Genomic DNA, 18578 nt, shown 5'->3' with positions numbered 1-18578 from the left:
CCATGACCGAACCCGTTCTGGACATCCGCAATCTCAAGGTCGATTTCACCACCCGCCGCGGCGTGGCCCATGTGCTGGACGACGTGTCCTTCAGCGTCGCACCGGGCGAGTTGCTGGCCATCGTCGGCGAATCCGGCTGCGGCAAGAGCATGACCGCGCTGTCGGTGCTGGGGCTGATCCCCTCGCCCCCCGGCAAGGTGGTCGGCGGCAGCATCCTGTTCCAGGGCCGCGAGCTGACGAAGCTGCGCCAGTCCGAGATGCGCAGGATCCGCGGCGGCGACATCGCCATGATCTTCCAGGAGCCGATGACCTCGCTCAATCCGGTCTTCACCTGCGGCGAGCAGATCGCCGAGGCGGTGCGCCTGCACCAGAAGGTCAGCCCCAGGGCCGCCTTCGCCCGCGCCGTCGACATGCTGCGCGCCGTCGGCATCCCCGAGCCGGAGCTGCGCGCCCGCGCCTATCCGCACCAGCTTTCCGGCGGCATGCGCCAGCGGGTGATGATCGCCATGGCGCTGTCCTGCGAGCCGAAGCTGCTGATCGCGGACGAGCCGACGACGGCGCTGGACGTGACCGTGCAAGCGCAGATCTTCGGCCTGCTGGACGAGTTGCGGCAAAAGACCGGCACCGCCATCATCCTGATCACCCATGACATGGGCGCGGTGGCGGAAATGGCCGACAAGGTCGCGGTCATGTATGCCGGCCGCGTCATCGAGCGCGGCCCGGCCGACGCGGTGCTGGACGATCCCGGCCATCCCTATACGCGCGGCCTCTTGGCCAGCATCCCGCGCGTCGATGCCGACCCGGATGCCGACCTGCCGGAGATCCCCGGCATCGTGCCGGCGCTGACCGACCTGGGCCGCGGCTGCGCCTTCGCGCCGCGCTGCCCGCTGGCCGTCGAGGCCTGCCTTGCCGCCCAACCCCGCCACGTTCCCATGTCCGGCGATCACTCGGCCGCCTGTATCCAGCTTGAACCCCGCGAGGTCCCGGCATGACCCAGCTTCTTTCCGTCCGCGACCTCAAGGTGCATTTCCCCACCGCGAACGGCGGCACCGTCCATGCGGTGGACGGGGTCAGCTTCGACATCCGTCGCGGCCAGACGCTGGGCATCGTCGGCGAATCCGGCTCGGGCAAGACCACCACGGCGCTGGCGGTGATGCGCCTTGCCCCGATCACCGGCGGCGAGATCGACCTGGACGACACCCCCATCAGCCGCATCGAGGGCGAGGAGCTGCGCCGCGCCCGGCCACGCTTCCAGATGGTGTTCCAGGACCCGTTCTCGTCGTTGAACCCGCGCGACCGGGTGGGGCGGATCATCCGCCAGCCCATGGACCTCCTGGGCTTGGGAGAGCCCGCCAGCCGCGACGCGCGGGTCGAGGAGCTGCTGGCCCAGGTCGGCTTGCGCCCCGAGCTGAAGTCGCTCTATCCGCACCAGTTTTCCGGCGGGCAGCGGCAGCGCATCGGGCTGGCGCGGGCCCTGGCGACCAAGCCCGACCTGATCGTCTTCGACGAGCCGGTCTCGGCGCTGGACGTGGCGGTGCAGGCGCAGGTCCTGAACCTGATCCGCCGCCTGCAGCGCGAGACCGGGCTGACCTATCTGTTCATCAGCCACGACCTCGGCGTCGTGCGCCACATCTGCGACGAGATCGCGGTGATGTATCTGGGCCAGATCGTGGAAAAGGCGCCGGCGGCGCAGATCTTCGCCGCGCCGCGCCATCCCTATACCCAGGCGCTGATCGCCGCGGCGCCCTCGCTCGCGCCCGAGCATCGGCGGCGGGGCGGCGGCGCGCGGCTGCAAGGCGACCCGCCCAGCCCGGTGAACCTGCCCAAGGGCTGCCGCTTCGCCTCGCGCTGCCCGATCGCGGTCGAGGACTGCCGGCAGCGGATGCCGGCCCTGCGCCAGCTTGCCCCCGGGCAGGCGGTGGCCTGCCATCTGGCCTGACGGCCGGCCGGGGGGCCTGCCCGCCCGGTCAGGCCCTTTCGCCATTCAGAGGTCCAAGGCGATGCGACCGCGCGCAGCAGGATGGCCGCGGCCAGCAGCACGGTTACGGCCAGCACAACTGCCAAGGACGTCCTGCTTCCAGCGAATCCATCCGGCACGAGGGCGATGCCGACCGCCCGCTTGCGCTTGGAAACAGCGACCGGCCGTTTCCAAGCTTGGTCTTTCCTGTGTCGAGAAGTCTCCCGCCGAGGCCGAATTTGTAACGAAGCGTTTCCCCGCTCCGCTTGGAAACAATTCCTTACAAATCATCGCGTGCACCGGAGCGATTGTCGGGCATCATGGGTGCGGGGCGTGCTGGACGGGCTGCAATCCTCGCTGCCGGCGGGCGTGCAGATCGTCTATTCCTACGACACCTCGCCCTTCGTCGAGGAATCCATCAGCCAAGTCTATCACACGCTGATCGAGGCGGTGGTCCTGGTCTTCCTGGTCATCCTGGTCTTCCTGCAAAGCTGGCGGGCGACGCTGATCCCGACCCTGGCGATGGCGATGTGACGCCCCGTTCAGCCCTGCGATGCCGTGAACACCGCCCGTTGTGCCTCGAAGGCGCGCCGATAGGCCGGACGCGCCTTGCCGCGGGCGACATAGGCGCGGAGGTTCGGAAACGTCTCCAACATACCGCTTCCCTCCGGCCTGCGCAGCACCGACACCATCAGCAGGTCGCCGGCACTGAAGGTGCCGTCGAGCCAGTCTGCCTCGCCGAAGGGGCGGGAAAGCTGCTCCAGACGATCGCGGATGCGCTTCTCCAGCAGGGGAAGGCGCGCCTGGTGCCAGGGCCTGTCGCGCTCAAGATACGCGGCCTGTTCCCACTCGGCGATCGGCGGCTCGACGGTGTTGAGTGAGGCGAAGATCCACATGATGGCCCGCGCCCGCGCATTCGCTTCCTCGGGCAAGAGGCCCGGATGGCGTTGCGCGACATGCAGCAAGATGGCGCCCGACTCGAACAGGGCAAGATCGCCCTCCTGATAGGTCGGGATCTGCCCGAAGGGGTGCAGTGCCAGATGCGCGGGCTGCTTCATCTCGTCGAAGGAGAGCAGGCGCGTGTCGTAGGCCTGGCCGACCTCTTCCAATGCCCAGCGGACACGCATGTCGCGCGCCAAGCCCTGGCCGCGGTCGGGGGATCGCGCGAAGGCGGTGATGATGGGGGTCATCGCACGGCTCCTGTGATGCGGTCGTGCCTATTGGCTGATTTCCGGCTCGACCAGTTTCGCCAGCTTGTGCAGCGAATCCTGCCAGCCGAGATAGCAGGCCTCAGCCGGGATCAGGTCCGGCACGCCCTGCTGCTCGATGCTGATCTCGGTTCCGACCGAGACCGGCTTCAGGTCCACCGTGACCGTCATTTCGCCCGGCAGGTTGGGGTCGTCGAACCGGTCGGTATAGACGAGGCGCTGGCCCGGGATCAGTTCCAGATAGCTGCCGCCGAAGGAATGGCTGTCGCCGGTGGTGAAGTTGCGAAACGACATCCGGTGCCGGCCGCCGACCCTCGCCTCCAGCTCGTGGACGGTGCAGAGAAAGCCCCAGGGCGGCAGCCAGCTTGCCACCGCGTCGGGTTCGATGAAGGCGCGATAGAGCTTTTCGGGTTTCGCCGCGATGACGCGGTGCAGTCGGATCGTGCTGGGCATGGTATCCTCCGTGTCTGGTTTGCAGGGCTCCACATCGGTGGTGCTTGCACCGTAACGCGCGACAGTCGGGCAAGGGTCCGGTCCAGAACCTCGACGGGCTTGCCGCACAAGGCCTGGACCTGGCCAGCCCGATGAAACTGGCCCCGGCCGAAGCGCGGAGCCTGGCCGGCGTGGGGCCGCCGGGGTCACGCAGCGCGGACCAAGGACGGGCCGGGCGGAATCGACGTGCCGATCTCGCTCAACGGCACGGTGGTCGAGCCCCCGGATCTGCTTCTCCAGCACCGCGCGGCCACGCAGCCGCGCATCACCGCGGCACCGGGCGATTGCACAGCGCGCGCCGACCGGCGTGAACGACCGAAAGGCTCCGGCGACAGGATGAAAGACCCGCGGCAGGGCCGGTCCACGCCCCGCACCAGCCCACCCGGCGCGCGAAGCGGCAACCAATTGCCCAAAACCCGCCGTTCCCTGCGCAAATCGCAAAAATTGCTGCGCAACGGGTCAACCTGATGCGGAACTCTCGGCTATCCTTTCCCCAGGGCTGACCCTGGCGGATCGGCTGGACCAACAACGGAGGAGAGAAAATGAAGCGCAAGATCGCCGTCGCAGTCCTGGCCTCGCTGGCCGTGCTGCCCAGGGCCGAGGCCGCCGAGCCCGCCGCCTGCCATTCCCCCAGCTTCTCGGACGTGGGCTGGACCGACATCTCGGTGACCACCGCCATGTCGGCCATGGTGTTGCAGGCCCTGGGCTATACACCCGAGGTGCAGATCCTGTCGGTCGCCGTCACCTTCGAATCGCTGAAACAGGGCGATACCGACATCTTCCTGGGCAACTGGATGCCGCTTCAGGAACCGATCCAGAAGCCGCTGGTCGATGCCGGCCAGATCGAGGTGGTGCGCCCGAACCTGGAAGGCGCGCTGATCGGCTTCGCCGTGCCCGCATACACGCATGAGGCCGGGCTCAAGACCTATGCCGACATCGCCAAGTTCAAGGACCAGCTCGGCGGCAAGATCTACAGCATCGAGGCCGGCAGCAGCGCCAACAGCACGATCCTGCAGGCGATTTCGGACAATGCCTTCGACCTGGGCGAATTCGAACTGGTCGAATCCAGCGAACAGGGCATGCTGGCCCAGGTGCAGCGCGCCATCCAGGCCGAACAGCCGATCCTGTTCTTCGGCTGGCGGCCGCATCCGATGAACGTGCGTTACGAACTGGCCTATCTGACCGACGGCAACGACACGTTCGGACCCGACGACGGCGCCGCGACCGTGCTGACCAATACCCGCGCCGGCCTGTCCGCGGAATGCCCCAACCTGGGCAAGTTCCTGTCGAACCTCGCCTTCACGGTCGAGGCCGAGGACGTGATGATGTCCTATGTCCTGGACGAGGGGCTGGAGCCGAAGGCCGCCGCCGAGCGCTGGCTCAAGGAAAACCCGGCCGCGCTGGACGCCTGGCTTGCCGATGTCACCACCGTTGCGGGCGAGCCGGGCCTGCCCGCCGCCAAGGCGGCGCTAGGTCTTTGAACCGCGTCTGGCGGCGGTCGGCGGATGGCCGAACCGCCGCCGGAAGGCGCGCGACAGCGAGGCGATCGAGGCGAAGCCGGTCCTGACCGCGATCTCGGCCATGCCGAGGTCGGTGTCGGTGATCAGTCGCCGCGCCGCCTGCAGCCGCAGCGACTGGTAATAGGCGGCGGGCGAGGTCTGGACGATGGCGCGAAACAGCCCCTCCAGCGTCCGACTGGAACATTTCACCTGCGCGGCGATGCGGGCGACGGGCAGCGGGCTGTCCAGATGCGCCTCCATGATGCCGATGGCCTGGGCGACACGGCTCTCCATCCGCCCGGCCCGGCCCAGCGAGACCAGGGGCTGCGCGTCCGAGGGCAGGCGCATTTCTTCGTAGACGTAAAGGCTGGCCACGTTCAGCGCCGCGTCGAAGCCCTGGCGGGCGCGGACCAGCGCCAGCATGAAGTCCAGCGTGGGCGCGGCGCCGCCGGTGGTGAAGACCGGGCCGTCGATCACCCAGCGGTCGGGGATGGCGCGCAGCTGCGGGAAGCGGGCGGCGAAATCCTCGAGATCCTCCCAATGCGTCGTGGCCTGGCGCTGGTCCAGCAGCCCGGCGCGGGCCAGAACCCAGCTGCCGGCCTCGACGCCGCCGACCAGCGCCGCCCGCCGCGCGCCCTGCCGCACGGCGGCCAGCACCGCCGGGGCGACATGGCGCGCGACGTTGAAGGCCGCGACCACGATCAGCAGGTCGCATTCCTGCTGCGGCCGGAAGGCTCCATCGACCTGCACCGGCAGGCCGCAGCTGGTCGCCACCGGCTTGCCGTCGACCGAGACGACCTGCCAGCGATAGCATTCCGCCCCCGACACGCGGTTTGCCGCCCGCAACGGGTCCAGCGTGGCGGCAAGGCTCATCAGCGAGGCATCGGGCAGCACCAGGATGGTGACGCCGAGCGGCCGGTCAGAGCGCCGGAACACCCCTTCCGCGCCCGCCGTCACCTCGCCCGCGCCCCAGGCATGGCGCGCCCCATGCGTCAGGACCTGGGCTGGCCGACGAAGCGGCCCGCCCCCTCGGCCGGCATGGCGGCATGGCGGCCGGCCCAATCGGCCAGCGCCGCCGCCACGGCGGGCGCGGGCGCGCTGGTGCGGCGGGTGCCGAGGTCGGTATGCAGAAGCAGCGTCTCGACCGTGGCGGCCAGCACCTCGCCGCGCCAGAGCCGGTGGAACAGGTGCAGCCGCTTGCCCTGCCCGTCCAGCACCTGGGTCGTCACCACCAGCCGGTCGCCGGCGTGGATCTCGTCCAGGTAACGGATATGGTTCTCGACCGTGAAATAGCTCTGTCCCGAGCCGATATAATCCGCGTCGGCGCCGATCATCTCCATGAAGCGGTCGGTGGCCAGCGAGGCGGCTTCCAGGTAATGCGTCTCGTTCATATGGCCGTTGTAGTCGGTCCAGGTCACCGGCACCTGGCGCGCGCCGGTGATCGGCAGCCCGTCGCGCTCGCCCGGGTCGGGCAGCTGCGCCTCATGCGCGCGCAGGACGCCGCCGGCGCCGCTGCCCGAGCGGCGCAGCGCGCGGAGCATGCCGACGACATTGTCGTCGCGCAGCCGCTCCAGCTCGCGGATCGAGCGGTGGCCGGATTGCGCGTCGGACTGGCTGGCGATCAGGTCGACCAGTTCGTCGTTGAACTCGGGCACGTCCATCAGCTTGGTCCAGGGCCAGGACAGCGCCGGGCCGAACTGGGCCATGAAATGCTTCATCCCGGCCTCGCCGCCGGCGATGCGATAGGTCTCGAACAGGCCCATCTGCGCCCAGCGGATGCCGAAACCCATGCGGATCGATTCGTCGATCTCCTCGGTGGTGGCGATGCCGTCCTTGACCAGCCACAGCGCCTCGCGCCACACCGCCTCCAGCAGGCGGTCGGCGATATGGGCGTCGATTTCCTTGCGCAGGATCAGGGGAAACATGCCGATGCCGCGCAGGATGTCGGCGGCCCGCGCGCAGGTGGCGCCATCGCCCACCAGCTCGACCAGCGGCAGCAGATAGACGGGGTTGAAGGGATGCGCCACCACCGCGTGGGTGCCGGCCGCATTCAGCTCGGACGGCTTGAAGCCCGAGGTCGACGAGCCGATCACCGCATCCGGCCCGGCCGCCGCCGCGATGGCGGGCAGGATCTTGTGCTTCAGCGCCAGAACCTCGGGGACGCTTTCCTGGATCCAGGCGGCGCCCGCCACCGCCTCGGCCATGTCGGCGTGAAAGCTCAGCCGGCCTTCGGGCGGCAGCGCGCGGTCGTAGAGCGCGGGCAGCGCCCGGCGGGCGTTCGCCAGCACCTCGCCGATCTTGCGCTCGGCCTGCGGGTCGGGGTCGAAGACCGCCACATCCCAGCCGTTCAGCAGGAAACGCGCGGCCCAGCCGCCGCCGATGACGCCGCCGCCGATGATCGCCGCCTTGCTCATGCCGCGGCTCCTTTCGGCGCGCGCTTCACCAGGCCCAGGCGTTCGCGCACCTCGGCAGGGCCGATCACGCGGGCGCCCAGGTTCTCGATGATGGTCGCGGCACGCTCGACCAGCTGCGCATTGGTGGCAAGCTGGCCCTTGCCCAGCCACAGATTGTCCTCCAGCCCCACGCGGACATTGCCGCCCGCCAGCACCGAGGCACCGACGAAAGGCATCTGGTCGCGGCCCAGGCTGAAGGCCGACCAGGTCCAGTCCGCGGGCACCGCGTTCACCATCGCCAGGAAGGTATTCAGGTCGTTCGGCGCCCCCCAGGGCACGCCCATGCACAACTGCACCAGGGCCGGGCCGGCCAGCGTGCCTTCCTCGACCAGCTGCTTGGCGAACCACAGGTGGCCGGTGTCGAAGGCCTCGATCTCGGGCTTGACGCCCAGGGCGGTCATCATGCCGCCCATGGCCCGCAACATGCCGGGCGTGTTGGTCATCACGTAATCGGCCTCGGCGAAGTTCATCGTGCCGCAATCGAGGGTGCAGATCTCGGGCAGGCATTCGACGACATGGGCCATGCGCTCGGTGGCGCCGACCATGTCGGTCGCGGCGGCGTTCAGCGGAAACGGCGCCTCGGTATTGCCGAAGACGATGTCGCCGCCCATGCCGGCGGTCAGGTTCAGCACCACGTCCACCTCGGCCTCGCGGATGCGGTCGGTCACCTCGCGGTAATAGTCCAGCTTGCGCGAGGGGGCGCCGGTCTCGGGGTCGCGGACGTGGCAATGGACCACCGCCGCGCCGGCCTTGGCCGCCGCGATGGCGCTTTCCGCGATCTGCTTCGGGCTGCGCGGCACATGCGGCGAGCGGTCCTGCGTGCCGCCCGATCCGGTCACGGCGCAGGTGATGAAGACGTCCCGATTCATGGCAAGGGGCATGGCGAACTCCTGGTTGGCAGGCCCGATGCTAGGGGGTTGCACGGCTTCTGGATTATCCTATCCTGTCACCGGATTGTCCAAACAGGTCAGCATTTCATGGTCCGCGTCGGCTTCCTGCTTTTCGACGGCTTCTCGAACATGGTGCTGTCCTGCCTGCTCGAGCCCCTGCGGGCGGTCCGCGACCAGGCCGGGATCGACATCCGCTGGCAGGTCATGACCCCCGACGGCCGCCCGGTGCGGTCCTCCAGCGGGCTGTCCGTCGCGCCCGACGACGCTGCGGCGGCGGAGTTCGAGCTGCTGGTGGTGGTGGCGGGCTATGGCTATCGCGACCACGCCGGCGGGGCGGGGCCGCGCCGCATCCTGGCGCTGGCGCGGCAGGCCCGCATCGTGATCGGCGCCGACAGCGGGCCCTGGCTTCTGGCGGCGGCGGGCCTGCTGCGCGGGCGACGCGCCACCCTGCACTGGTCGCTGCTCGGCGAATTCGCCGAGGCCTTTCCCGAGGTGCAGGCCGACCCCGCGCCCTATGTGATGGCAGACCGCTTCTGGTCCTGTGGCGGCGCGGCCGGTGCGCTGGACCTGATCCTGGCCTTCATCGCCCGGCGGTTCGGCCAGGCCAATGCCTTCGTCGCCTCGTCGATGTTTCTGCATGACGCCGGCCGGGGCGAGGCCGGCCCGGCCCTGCCCGGCCTGCCCCGCAAGGGCACGGCGCGGCTGCGGCAGGCGATGAACCTGATGATCGGGTCGATCGAGACGCCGATGCCGCTGCCCGAAATCGCCGCGCGCTGCGGGGTCTCGCTCAGCAAGCTGGACCGGCTGTTCCGGGCCGAGACCGGCATGGCGCCGGGCCGCTATTTCCAGATGCTGCGGCTGTCGCAGGCGCGCGAGCTGGCTGCCAGCACCGGGCTGGGCCTGCGCGAAATCGCCCTGCGCTGCGGCTATTGCGACGCGGCTTCGCTGAGCAAGGCCTATCGGCGCGCCCACGGCCACCCGATCAGGCAGTCGACCGGCCACACCGGCGAATGCGGAGACGATCCTCTTGTCTCGGTGCGTGCCTAAGGGCGACTTCATTCGGCCGATGGACGCCCCTTGCGCAGACGAGGCTTGGCGCGCCGTGAAACGTTCCGGCGCAGCCCGCCTGGTCGAGGGCATGGCCGACAGGCCGCGCCACGGGATTCTCCTCGGAGTTTTCAGGGCCGGCCGCCCCGGCGGTGCAGCAGCATGCGCGCCAGCCCGGTCGCCAGCGTCGGCCCGAGGATCACCATGGCGAACATGCGGATGGTCCGCAGGCTCATCACGAAGGCCATGTCGGCGCCGGCGCCGCGGGCCAGGACGGCGATGGAATCGATGCTGCCCGGCACGGCGCCAGAGTCCCGCTCATCAGGCTGACGCCCGCGATCCAGGACAGGACTACCCCCGCCCGCGCCATTTCGCCAAGATCGCTGCCATCGGTCATGCGGTCATGCCAAAAGGGCTGGATCGACCGAGGGCGCGACGCCCGGATCGGCTCGGCCACCAGCCGGCCCGCCGCGGGACCGATGCCGAAGCCATGCCCGCTGTGCCCGGCCGAGACGAACAATCCCGGGTGCGTCCCGACCGGCCCGATCACCGCGATGGCGTCGGGCGTGCAATCGACCATGCCGCCCCAGGAATGCGCCACCTGCGCCCGGCGAGCGGGGGGGCGGGCCAAGTCGGCCATGCCGCGTCTCAGCAGCCGCGCCTCGGGCTTGGGGTCCAGCACGCGGATGCGCTCGAAGGCCGAAACCCGGTCGGCGCTCCAGCGCCGCAGCGCATCCGGCCGGTGAAGAAACTGGCGCCAAGGCTGTAGGTCAGCTTCGCCGGCGCTTCAGGAAGGTCTTCCAGAACGGCCGCATCTGCATGATCCCGCGCGGCGAGACATGCAACCGGCCAAAGCCCGAAGTGCCGACCGTGCAGCCGCCGGCGGTCACCTCGGGCATGGGCGCGGTCGCACACGAGGTGGACTGGATCGAGGCCTGCAGGAAAGGCACGCCATGGCGGCGCGGCGGCATTCCGGCCCAGGCGCTGCCCGCGACTAGCACCGCGTCGCAGCCGATGCGGCCGCGCTCGGTCAGCACGCCGCCGACCCGGCCGGCCGGGAACTCGATCTTGCGCACCGCGCAGGATCGATGGACGGTGGCGCCAAGCCTGCGCGGGCTCGGCCATCAGCGGCGCGGGCGTCGGTCGGCGAATGCACACCGCCTTTCCAGCGCGCGCGGCGGCGGGGAGCATCGCGGCGATCTCGGCGCCCGAGATCATCCGGGTGCCCACGCCATGGCCGCGCGCCATGCGGCCCCGTTCCTCCCACTGGGCCAAACTCGCCCTGTCGTTGCTGGCATAGAAGAGCCCCGAGCGGCGAAAGCCTGGGTTCTGCGACAGCGTCTTCCCCATGCGCAGAGCCAGGATCGCCAGCGGCAGTTGGCGCTCATCCCGGTTCTTCTGGCGGCACCAGCCCCAACTGCGGCAGGTTGCTCGGCCCCGACAAGGCCCTTTTCCAGCAGCGCGACCCGCAATCATCGCGGCGTCGGGCCGGGGGTCGAGGATGCGCATCCGCTCCATCGGCGTCGGGCGGTCGCGCCACATCCGCCGAGGTGCTCTCGGGCGCCGTCTCGGCGAGCATCGCCGCCACCGCGCGCTCGTTCTCGGGTCGCGGCAGGAATGCGGAAAGGCCACGCCAATGCCCGCAGCCCCTGCCGCCCGTGCCGCGGCCAAGGCGCGGGCCACATCCGCGCGGTCGGGGCGCGCGCGGGATCGCGCCGGGCGCCTCGGTGCGCTCGTCGATGCCGACGTTGTCGCGCGGGATCAGCGGCTTCGGGCGCACCGAATGGAGGTGTGGATCTGCGGCCGGGCGCCATGGCCCGCGCCCACCGCGCGAGCGAGTTCCCCTTGGCCGAGGAACTGGACGCCTGCCGCCGGAATGATGCGGGGCCTGGCAATGGAACTGCTCGCTTCCGCGTGGCTGCAAGGCGGGGCCGGCGGAGATTCAGGGCTCGGCATGGCAGCGCCCTGCTCGCCGGCCATGCAGTGCTGCGCGATGGCCCGATCCGCATGTCCGGTCTGCCGCCGCCTGCCCAGCTTTGCCGGGTCGGGCTCGTCCTCGACCGCCTCCGTCGATTGCCCGAGCCGCTGGGCCTGCCGAAGGCAGACTCAGCCCGGCGGGGCATAGACCGCGAGGAAGCGCGCGACGCGGCGCTGGACGAAGCGGTCGATCTGCGCGGGCTCCAGCGGGTCCATCATCAACAGCGCCCGGCGCTGCAACCCGGCCAGCACCAGGTCGACGAATTCCGCGCCGGCCTCGGTGCAGTCGGGGATCGCCAGGTCGCCGCGCGCCACGCGGCCCTGGAAATACTCCGCCAGGGTCTCGATCGAATGCATCGGGCCGGCGCGATAGATGCGGCGTGCGAGGTCGGGGAACTTCTCGCCCGCGCCGATCATCATGCGCATCGCGGCCAGGACCTCGCCCTGCAGCAGCGTGTCGATCATGGTGCGGGCAATCTGGCGCAGCTCGTCCTCGACTGCGCCCTTGCCGCTGCCCAGCTCGCGGATCGTGCGTTGCAGCCGGCCGCATTCGTGCAGGACCAGGGCCTCGAACATCGCCTCCTTGCTGTCGAAATAGACGTAGAGCGTGCCCTTTGAGACCCCCGCCGCCCGGGCGACGTCCTGCATCGAGGCGCCCTCGAACCCCTGCGACAGGAACATCCGCCGCGCGCCGTCCAGGATCTGGCGGCGCTTGGGATTGTCCTCGACGCCCGCGCGCGGGTCGCAGTCGCAGCCGGTGCTGACGGGATCGTTCAAGCCTGCCTCCTGACGGGTTGCGCGGCAGATTACGCCGCCGCCGGCAGCGCGGTCCAGCCCACCGACGCCCCCGGATACCATTGACCGAACCGTTCGGTCAATGGTATGGAGCCGCAGCCGACAGCCCGACTCGCCCCCATGCCATGCCGGGTCCGCGCGCAACGGCGGCTTGCGTTCCGAAAGGCCCAGTGATGACTTCGACCCCCGACGCCCCCCCGGCCCCCGCGAGCAAGCCGAAATCCGGCAAGGCCAAGCGCATCCTGGGCATCGTCGCCCTGCTGGTGCTGGCCGTGGTCGGCTACGAGGGCTTTCGCTGGTTCACCCATGGCCGCTTTCACCAGGAAACCGACGACGCCTATCTGCAGGCCGACCTGGTGATGCTGCAGGCCCGCGACACCGGCTATATCGCCGAGATCCTGGTCGCGCCCAACGCCCCGGTGGCCAAGGGCCAGGTGATCGCCCGCATCGACCCGCAGGATTACCAGCTGGCGCTGGAAAACGCCGCCAATACGCTGGCGAGCGCCGAAAGCGCGACCCGCCAGCTCGAGGCGCAGATCACCGCCGGCCGGGCCGGCATCCAGCAGGCCGAGGCCGCGCTGGCCGCCGCCCAGGCCACCAATGACGGCGCGCAAAAGGCCTATCGCCGGGCGCGCGAGCTGAAGACCACCTCGGTCGGCACCCAGGCCGCGCTGGATTCGGCCGAGGCCAGCGCCAAATCCGCCGCCGCCCAGGTCGAAAGCGCCAGGGCGGCGCTGGCGCAGGCCGAGGCGCAGCTGGCGGTGCTGAACGCCGAAGCCGACAGCGCGAAACTCCAGGTCCGCGCCGCCCGCACCGGGCTGCGCCAGGCGCAGCGCGACCTGGACTTCACCCAGATCCGCGCGCCCTTCGCCGGCATCCTGACCGAGCGCCAGATCGAGGTCGGCTCCTATGTCGCGCCGGGCTCGCGCATCGGCACGCTGGTCCCGGTCGAGAACCTTTATGTCGGCGCGAACTTCAAGGAGACGCAGATCGCCGGTATTCGCCCCGGCAGCAGCGTCCAGATCCGCGTCGATGCCTGGCCCGATGCGGTGCTGCACGGCACGGTGGAAAGCCTGACCGCCGGCACCGGCCAGGTGTTCAGCCTGCTGCCCTCGTCGAACGCCACCGGCAATTTCACCAAGGTCGTGCAGCGCGTGCCGGTGCGCATCCGCATCGACGACCAGGACCGCACCCGCCTGCCGCTGCGCCCCGGCATGTCCGTCGTGGTCGAGGTCGACACTCGCACCGGCGAGGATCGGCCGCTGATGCCCACCCCCGCCGCCAACCCGGCCCGGGTCGAACCCGGCGCGGCCGCGACCAGCGCGCTGGACTCCGGCGCCCCCGGCATGCGGGGCTAGGCCATGGCCGCCGCCAGCCCGGCCGCGACCCTGCCGGGCGCCCTGCCCGCGCCGGATCCCGACCGCATCGACCCGCGCCGCCTGGTCACCTTCATGCTGATGGTGCTGGGCATGTTCATGGCGATCCTGGACATCCAGATCGTCTCGGCCTCGCTGTCCGAGATCCAGGCCGGGCTGGCCGCATCCAGCGACGAGATCCCTTGGATCCAGACCTCATACCTGATCGCCGAGGTCATCATGATCCCGCTGTCGGGCTATCTGTCGCGGATGCTGTCGACGCGCTGGGTCTTCACCATCTCCTCGGGCGGCTTCACGCTGATGAGCCTGCTTTGCGGGCTGTCGAACTCGATGTCCGAGATGATTGTCTGGCGCGCCTTGCAGGGCTTCGTCGGCGGGGCGATGATCCCGACGGTCTTTGCCTGCGCCTATACGATCTTTCCGCGCTCCAAGATGCATATCGTCTCGCCCATGATCGGGCTGGTGGCGACGCTGGCGCCGACCATCGGGCCGACGCTGGGCGGCTATCTGACCGAATATCTCAGCTGGCACTGGCTGTTCTTCATCAACGTGGTGCCGGGCGTCATCGTCACCACGGCGGCCTTTCTGCTGATCGACTTCGACAAGCCGGAGCTGAGCCTGTTCCAGCGCTTCGACTGGTGGGGCTTCCTGGGGCTGGCGCTGCTGCTGGGCGCGATGGAATACGTGCTCGAGGAAGGCGCCGGCGACGACTGGTTCGCGGACGAGGGCATCGTCGCCATGACCGGGGTGATGCTGGCCGGGGGCTTCCTGTTCTTCTGGCGCGCCTTCACCGCCGATGAGCCCATCGTGCGGCTGGAAGCCTTTGCCGACCGCAACTTCGCCATGGGCTCGGTGTTTTCCTTCGGCCTTGGCATCGGGCTTTACGGGCTGATCTACATCTTCCCGGTCTACCTGTCGGGGGTCCGCGGCTACAACTCGCTGCAGATCGGCGAGGCGATGATGGTCTCGGGCATCTCGATGTTTCTGACCGCGCCCGTCGCCGGGCGGCTGTCGCAGAAGCTGGACCCGCGGCTGATGATGGGGGCGGGCTTCGCGCTGTTCTCGCTCAGCTGCTGGATGATGGCCGGGCTGACCGAGGACTGGGATTATTGGGAGATCTTCCTGCCGCAGATCCTGCGCGGGGTGTCACTGATGATCTGCATGGTGCCGGTGTCGAACATCGCGCTTGGCATGCTGCCGCCCGAGAAGGTCAAGAACGCCTCGGGCCTGTTCAACCTGACCCGCAACCTGGGCGGCGCGGTCGGGCTGGCGCTGATCAACACGATCCTGCGCAACCGCGAGGATTTCCACTATGCCCGCATCGCCGAAAGCGTGCATCCCGGCAACCAGGCCGCGACCGGCGCCATCGGCATGCTGGAGCAGGCCTATTCATCCTTGGGCGAGGCGGCCGAGACCGCGGCGCTGGCCAGCATCTCGGGCATGGCGCAGCTGCAGGCGGTGGTGATGTCGCTGGCCGACATTTTCGTGCTGCTGACCGGGGTTTTCGCCGCGCTGGCGCTGTTGCTGCTGTTCGTGGAAAAGCCGCAAGCCGGCGCGGGCGGCGGCGGCGGTCACTGAGCCCGCGTCACCGGGCCGTCAGCGCCGACAGGCTTTGGCGCTGGCCGCCCTTGTCGTCGAAGTTCCCGGGCGCGAGCCAGTCCGCATGCGCCCGGGCCAGACGCGGCCAGTCGCGGTCGATGATGGCAAACCAGGCGGTGTCGCGGTTGCGGCCCTTATAGATCATGTGCTGGCGGAAGATGCCCTCGAAGCTGAAGCCATAGCGCAGGGCGGCGCGACGCGACGGCGCGTTCAGCGCGTCGCATTTCCACTCGACCCGGCGATAGCCGGCGCCGAAGGCCCAGCCGATCATCAGCGAAATCGCCTCGGTCGCGGCGGGGGTCTGCTGCATCGGCGGAGCGATCTCGATATGGCCGATCTCGATCACGCCATTGCGCGCGTCGATGCGCAGGAACGAGGCGAGCCCGCCCACCTTGCCGCCGGCGCGGTCGCGCAGGGCATAGAAGAACGGGTCGCGGCTTTCCGCCATGCCCGCCTGCCAGGCGCGATAGGCCTCCAGTTCGGCGAAGGGGCCATAGCCGAGATAGTCCCAGACCCAGTCCTGGCCTTGGTTGGCCGCGAACAGATCCTCGGCATGGCGCGCCGGGTCCAGCCGTTCCAGGGTGACGAACCGGCCCTCGATCCGCTCCGGCCCGGGGGCGGGCGGCGGGACGAAGCCGGTGACGGCGGGGCCGGTCGGACGCTCTGCCATGCTGCTCTCCCTGAAGGTTCAGGCGAGCATCCCCGGATCGCCGCCAAGGTCAAGCCCCGGAAACACGGCGCGCTCCAGCACCCCGGGCTCGAGCCCGAAAAGCCCGCGCATGGCCCAGGCGGCATAGGCGCGGATGTCGCGCAGGGGCATCAGGTCGCGGCCGGCGTAAAGCTGGCCCTCGCCCAGACCGGGCCAGTCGCCATAGGCGCGCCCGCCCTTGATCGCACCGCCGGCCATGATCAGCGCGCCGCCGGTGCCGTGGTCCGTGCCGCCCGAGCCGTTCTCGCGCACGGTGCGGCCGAATTCGGTCATCGCCAGCACGGTGGTGCGCTGCCAGTTCGCGCCCAGGCCGTCGCGCAGCGCCAGGATCGCGGCGGCGAGCCGGTCGAAGCCGCGCCCGATCACCGGCGCCTGATTGGCGTGGCTGTCCCAGCCCGGAATCGAGAAGGCGGCGATGCGGCTTTCGGCGTTCAGCCGGTTGGCGGCAAAGGCGGCCAGCGACTGCGCGTCGCCGGTCGGGCCGGTGGTCTTTTCCATGGCCGGGCTCTCGGCGCCGATCTGCACCGCATCGCGCGCGGCGTCGCGGAACAGCGGGTCGTCGTGATAGATATGCTCCAGCAGCAGCTGCGCCTGCGGCGACAGGTTCAGCGCGGCGCGCGGCGCCCAGGCCATATGCGCGGCCTTGCCTTCCAGGATCTTCATCTGCTCGATCCCGACCGCATAGGCGGTTTCCGAGCTCGCCCCCGGCACCGCCTGCAACAGCCGGTTCAGCCAGCCGCCCAGCCGCCGGTCCACCGGCAGGTCATTGCCGGTCCCGGCCTCCAGCACGTCCTGGCCGTCGAAATGGCTGCGCTTGTCGCGATAGGGGGTCGAGACGGCATGGGCAAAGGCCAGCTCGCCCTTTTGCCACAGGGGCAGCAGCGGCCCCAGCCGCGGGTGCAGCGCATAGAAGCCGTCAAGGTCCAGCGCCCCCGCATCGGGGCCCAGCGACAGGTCGCGGCGCAGCTTGCGCAGCATCGTGTCGCCATAGGGCTGGATCGCGTCCAGCCCGTCCATGGCGCCGCGCAGGATGATCACCACCAGCCGGTTGTCCGAGGGCAGCGCGGCAAAGGTCATGCTGTTCATCAAGGGATGCGCCGCGGCCGAGCAGCCGAGCAGCGCCGCGCTTTTCAGAAACAGCCTGCGGTCCAGTTGCAGCATCGCCTACCTCCGGTTGAAATCGCTCGAGGCGAGGATCAGCACCACGCCCTCGGCCGCGCTTTCGGCCTTGGGCACCGCCCAGGAAAGTTGCTCGGATTGCGTGCCGCCGAAGGCCGAGACCAGCATCTCGCGCGGGTCGGGCAGCTCCGGCAGCAGCAGGCGCGGCATGCGCAGCGCCCAGTTGATGCGCGCGGCCATGGTCTGCGGCGCGATCCAGGCCTCGGCCTCCTCGGGCCAGCCGTCCGGGCCCTTCGGCTGGTTCCAGGGCTGGCCCATCAGCGGCAGGTGGTTCCAGACCGCGCGGCGAAACATCTGCTCGTCCAGCGCCGCGATCTGCTGTCCCGTCACCCCCAGCGCGCGCAGCCCGGCCACCACCAGGTCGAAGGGCTGGCGCACCTTGGCGCGCAGGTTCCGGGTCAGCGCCGGATGCGTCACCAGCACGCGATAGACCTGCGGCAGGTCGCCGTTGGTGTCGCGCCAGACATCGGCCATGGCCTGCACCAGATCCCGCGGCGGATTGTCCGAGACGAAATGCACCGCCAGCTTGCGCGAGATGTAATGCGCGGTCGCGGGCCGGCGGGCGAGGTCGCGGAAGGCGGCGCGGATGTCCTCGAGCCCGCCGCGCCGCTTGCCGCCATAGCTCTTGCCCAGCACCGTCTCGGCCCCCGGCTCGGCGAGCGCCGGCTTGAAGGCGAAGCCCCCGTCATGCGAAAAGGTCAGCCCGGTCAGCAGCTCGGCCAGCTGGCGCACGTCCTTCTGGCTGTAGGGGGCGCCGACGCCCAGCGTGTGCAGCTCCATCGCCTCGCGCGCCAGGTTCTCGTTCAGGCCGAAACGGCGGTCGGGCCGGCGCTTCACGAAGGGCGAGTTCGGGCCCCGGCTCGACACCTGGTCGAGATAGATCAGCATCATCGGATGCGTCTCGGCGGCGAAGAGCATGTCCTCGAAGCGGCCGTTCACATGCGGGCGGATCGCCTCGTCCTGATAGGCCAGCCCAAGGCCGATATTGACCTTGTTGATCGAGCGCGCGGTGAAATGGTCGCACCAGAACTGCACCAACCGCTCGCCGAAGCCGATGGGGTCGTCCACGGCACGGATCACCCGGCGGCGCAGGTCATCGACCTGCAAGGTGCCAAGCTGGCGATTGGCCTCGATCGACTCGGGCGGTTCGGGCCGGCCTTCGCGGCGGGCCTTGATCCCCTCGCGGAAGGTGCGGGCGATGCGGCTGGCCTCGGCCGTGGTCATGGCCTCGGGGCCCGGGCCGGCATTAGCGGGGCCGGTCAAGACCGCCGCCGCATCGGCCGGCGGCGGCATCAGCGGCGACAGTCCGAAGCCCAGCCGGATCGCCGCCATCTCGGGAAAACCAATGCTCATGCGTGCCTTCCATCGCCGGGGATCGCGCCCCCGGATCTGGTTAT

General features: G+C 69.9%; 19 protein-coding genes and 1 pseudogene. 8 read left to right on the top strand and 12 right to left on the bottom strand.

From position 1 onward, the window contains the following. Positions 1-2: 2 nt before the first annotated feature. The 3 genes and pseudogenes from PARN5_RS0116585 to PARN5_RS0116575 all read left to right on the top strand — a co-directional run. Complete coding sequence (locus tag PARN5_RS0116585) at positions 3-992, top strand: ABC transporter ATP-binding protein (protein ID WP_018000895.1); 990 nt, start codon at positions 3-5, stop codon at positions 990-992. Continuing rightward, positions 989-1939: an oligopeptide/dipeptide ABC transporter ATP-binding protein gene (locus tag PARN5_RS0116580; protein WP_018000894.1), complete on the top strand. Its 951-nt coding sequence runs from the start codon at positions 989-991 to the stop codon at positions 1937-1939. The genes PARN5_RS0116585 and PARN5_RS0116580 overlap by 4 nt, the downstream gene beginning before the upstream one ends. A gap of 342 nt (positions 1940-2281) precedes the next feature. Continuing rightward, positions 2282-2482, top strand: a pseudogene (locus tag PARN5_RS0116575) (efflux RND transporter permease subunit); the annotation flags it as partial. 17 nt (positions 2483-2499) lie between these two features. On the opposite strand, the gene PARN5_RS0116570 reads toward PARN5_RS0116575, so the two are convergent. After that, positions 2500-3147, bottom strand: coding sequence for a glutathione S-transferase family protein (locus tag PARN5_RS0116570; protein ID WP_018000892.1), 648 nt, complete (start codon positions 3145-3147; stop codon positions 2500-2502). A gap of 27 nt (positions 3148-3174) precedes the next feature. Then, a complete protein-coding gene (locus PARN5_RS0116565; protein ID WP_018000891.1) occupies positions 3175-3618 on the bottom strand; it encodes an SRPBCC family protein in 444 nt (147 codons plus the stop codon). A 225-nt stretch (positions 3619-3843) separates the two neighbouring features. On the opposite strand from PARN5_RS0116565, the gene PARN5_RS24605 reads away from it, so the two are divergent. After that, on the top strand, positions 3844-4125 hold the full coding sequence (locus tag PARN5_RS24605) for a hypothetical protein (protein WP_198289617.1): 282 nt from the start codon (positions 3844-3846) through the stop codon (positions 4123-4125). A 74-nt stretch (positions 4126-4199) separates the two neighbouring features. Continuing rightward, complete coding sequence (choX, locus tag PARN5_RS0116560) at positions 4200-5138, top strand: choline ABC transporter substrate-binding protein (protein ID WP_018000890.1); 939 nt, start codon at positions 4200-4202, stop codon at positions 5136-5138. Here choX and PARN5_RS0116555 read toward each other — a convergent pair. From PARN5_RS0116555 to PARN5_RS0116545, 3 genes are read right to left on the bottom strand one after another with little or no spacing between them, the layout of a single operon-like run. Then, a complete protein-coding gene (locus PARN5_RS0116555; protein ID WP_018000889.1) occupies positions 5127-6092 on the bottom strand; it encodes a GlxA family transcriptional regulator in 966 nt (321 codons plus the stop codon). The two genes, choX and PARN5_RS0116555, sit on opposite strands and share 12 nt — an antisense overlap. 56 nt (positions 6093-6148) lie before the next feature. Continuing rightward, complete coding sequence (locus tag PARN5_RS0116550) at positions 6149-7570, bottom strand: carnitine 3-dehydrogenase (RefSeq protein WP_018000888.1); 1422 nt, start codon at positions 7568-7570, stop codon at positions 6149-6151. Then, positions 7567-8490, bottom strand: a complete 924-nt coding sequence (locus PARN5_RS0116545; protein ID WP_018000887.1) for a 3-keto-5-aminohexanoate cleavage protein — start codon at positions 8488-8490, stop codon at positions 7567-7569. Before PARN5_RS0116545 ends, PARN5_RS0116550 begins: the two co-directional genes overlap by 4 nt. A 96-nt stretch (positions 8491-8586) precedes the next feature. Here PARN5_RS0116545 and PARN5_RS24340 point away from each other — a divergent pair, with 96 nt between their 5' ends. Then, positions 8587-9546, top strand: coding sequence for a helix-turn-helix domain-containing protein (locus tag PARN5_RS24340; protein ID WP_018000886.1), 960 nt, complete (start codon positions 8587-8589; stop codon positions 9544-9546). Positions 9547-9677: 131 nt separating this feature from the next. Here PARN5_RS24340 and PARN5_RS24975 read toward each other — a convergent pair whose 3' ends face one another. From PARN5_RS24975 to PARN5_RS0116525, 4 genes are all read right to left on the bottom strand, one after another. Beyond that, complete coding sequence (locus tag PARN5_RS24975; RefSeq protein ID WP_232419428.1) at positions 9678-9794, bottom strand: hypothetical protein; 117 nt, start codon at positions 9792-9794, stop codon at positions 9678-9680. Beyond that, positions 9782-10228: an FAD-dependent oxidoreductase gene (locus PARN5_RS24970; protein ID WP_232419426.1), complete on the bottom strand. Its 447-nt coding sequence runs from the start codon at positions 10226-10228 to the stop codon at positions 9782-9784. Before PARN5_RS24970 ends, PARN5_RS24975 begins: the two co-directional genes overlap by 13 nt. An 88-nt stretch (positions 10229-10316) precedes the next feature. Further along, complete coding sequence (locus tag PARN5_RS22960; protein ID WP_018000884.1) at positions 10317-10622, bottom strand: FAD-binding oxidoreductase; 306 nt, start codon at positions 10620-10622, stop codon at positions 10317-10319. 1030 nt (positions 10623-11652) lie between these two features. Continuing rightward, a complete protein-coding gene (locus tag PARN5_RS0116525; protein ID WP_018000883.1) occupies positions 11653-12300 on the bottom strand; it encodes a TetR/AcrR family transcriptional regulator in 648 nt (215 codons plus the stop codon). Positions 12301-12491: 191 nt separating this feature from the next. Between PARN5_RS0116525 and PARN5_RS0116520 the strand changes: the two genes are divergently transcribed. Together PARN5_RS0116520 and PARN5_RS0116515 are read left to right on the top strand one after the other, a co-directional pair. Then, complete coding sequence (locus tag PARN5_RS0116520; protein ID WP_018000882.1) at positions 12492-13676, top strand: HlyD family secretion protein; 1185 nt, start codon at positions 12492-12494, stop codon at positions 13674-13676. A 3-nt stretch (positions 13677-13679) separates the two neighbouring features. Beyond that, positions 13680-15272 carry a DHA2 family efflux MFS transporter permease subunit gene (locus PARN5_RS0116515; RefSeq protein WP_018000881.1) on the top strand — a complete coding sequence of 531 codons (1593 nt, stop codon included), beginning with the start codon at positions 13680-13682 and terminating at the stop codon, positions 15270-15272. A gap of 7 nt (positions 15273-15279) precedes the next feature. Here PARN5_RS0116515 and PARN5_RS0116510 read toward each other — a convergent pair whose 3' ends face one another. The 3 genes from PARN5_RS0116510 to PARN5_RS0116500 are packed head-to-tail and all read right to left on the bottom strand — an operon-like array spanning position 15280 to position 18534. Further along, the gene (locus PARN5_RS0116510; protein ID WP_018000880.1) at positions 15280-15963 is read right to left on the bottom strand and encodes a GNAT family protein; all 684 of its coding nucleotides are present in this window, start codon (positions 15961-15963) and stop codon (positions 15280-15282) included. Between the two features lie 18 nt (positions 15964-15981). Further along, positions 15982-17163, bottom strand: coding sequence for a DUF1501 domain-containing protein (locus PARN5_RS0116505; protein WP_018000879.1), 1182 nt, complete (start codon positions 17161-17163; stop codon positions 15982-15984). 3 nt (positions 17164-17166) lie between these two features. Beyond that, positions 17167-18534, bottom strand: coding sequence for a DUF1800 domain-containing protein (locus PARN5_RS0116500; protein ID WP_018000878.1), 1368 nt, complete (start codon positions 18532-18534; stop codon positions 17167-17169). Positions 18535-18578 lie beyond the last annotated feature (44 nt).

Origin of the sequence: Paracoccus sp. N5, from assembly GCF_000371965.1 — a bacterium.
In the GTDB taxonomy this organism is placed as follows: domain Bacteria; phylum Pseudomonadota; class Alphaproteobacteria; order Rhodobacterales; family Rhodobacteraceae; genus Paracoccus.
Note: the sequence above shows the minus strand (reverse complement) of the source record. Positions and strands in the feature narration are given on the sequence as shown.